Source organism: Meiothermus cerbereus, from assembly GCF_051297115.1.
GTDB lineage: Bacteria > Deinococcota > Deinococci > Deinococcales > Thermaceae > Meiothermus > Meiothermus cerbereus_A.
Genome location: NZ_JBEVAL010000151.1, coordinates 1 through 1,110 on the forward strand (window position 1 = coordinate 1; position 1,110 = coordinate 1,110).

General features: G+C 58.5%; 1 protein-coding gene. It reads left to right on the plus strand.

The genetic code is table 11. The annotated features are described in order from the left end of the window. Positions 1-116: 116 nt before the first annotated feature. Positions 117-911 carry an enoyl-ACP reductase FabI gene (locus tag ABWU19_RS14850; protein ID WP_435902408.1) on the plus strand — a complete coding sequence of 265 codons (795 nt, stop codon included), beginning with the start codon at positions 117-119 and terminating at the stop codon, positions 909-911. Positions 912-1,110: the final 199 nt, after the last annotated feature.

Below are 1,110 nucleotides of genomic sequence, written 5' to 3' on the forward strand. Positions count from 1 at the left end.
TCCACCAATCCCATGCCCCTCTATCGCTGGCTTAGTGGATGTATATGATAAAAGCCTGTTACATCCCCTGAATAAATTGCCAACTCTCGAGGCTGTGCAGGTAAGATACGGGGGTTATGATTGCGATTGATTTATCCGGCAAAAAAGCCCTGGTCATGGGCGTAACCAACGAGCATAGCCTGGGCTGGGCTATTGCCGAAAAACTCTATGCAGCCGGGGCCGAGGTGGCATTAAGCTACCAGGGCGAGCGGCTGAAGGAAAAGCTCGAAAAGCTCACTGCTGACCGCCCCAACCAACGCTTATACCAGGTCGATGTAACCGACGAAACCGCCCTCAAGACCATGTTCGCCGATCTGGAACAGACCTGGGGTGGTCTTGATTACCTGGTACACTCCATTGCCTTTGCCCCCCGGGCCGCCATGGAAGGGCGCTTTATCGACACCACCGCTGCCGATTGGAACACCGCCCTGCAAATCTCGGCCTATTCGCTGGTAGCAGTAGCCCGCGAAGCCGAGCCGCTCCTGCGCGAAGGGGGCAGCCTGGTTACCCTGACCTACTACGCCTCGGAAAAGGTGGTGCCCAGGTACAACGTGATGGGGGTTGCCAAGGCCGCCCTCGAGGCCAGCGTGCGCTACCTGGCCTATGAGCTGGGCAAAAAGAACATCCGGGTCAACGCCATCAGCGCTGGCGCTATCCGCACCGTAGCCGCCATGAGCATTCCCGGTTTTCGCAAAATGGTCGCCAAGTACAACGCCACCGCCCCCCTGGGGCGCATGATTACCCACGAGGAAGTGGGCAACCTGGGCCTGTACCTGCTCTCTCCCCTGTCCAGCGGAACCACCGGCCAGACGGTGTATGTGGATGCGGGCTATAGCATCATGGGTATGAGCTGGGATGAAGTTCAGGACTGATGCCGGGTTTGGCTGAACGGTAGCTGCTCAGCACCACCAACCGGACGATCCCCTTCGGGACTTCGGGACGGGGTGTGCTCTTGAAGCAACGCCAAAAGCTACCCTTACATCCAGTCGGTTTTTATCTGCACCCCACATTCCGCACCCCCCTTCACTCCAGCAGGTAATATCGCTCCACCCCCAGCAGGCGGGCTGCTGT

Coding starts and splice junctions, on each gene's coding strand:
- ABWU19_RS14850 (WP_435902408.1), top strand. CDS start 117: ATGATTGCGATTGATTTATCCGGCAAAAAAGCCCTGGTCATGGGCGTA.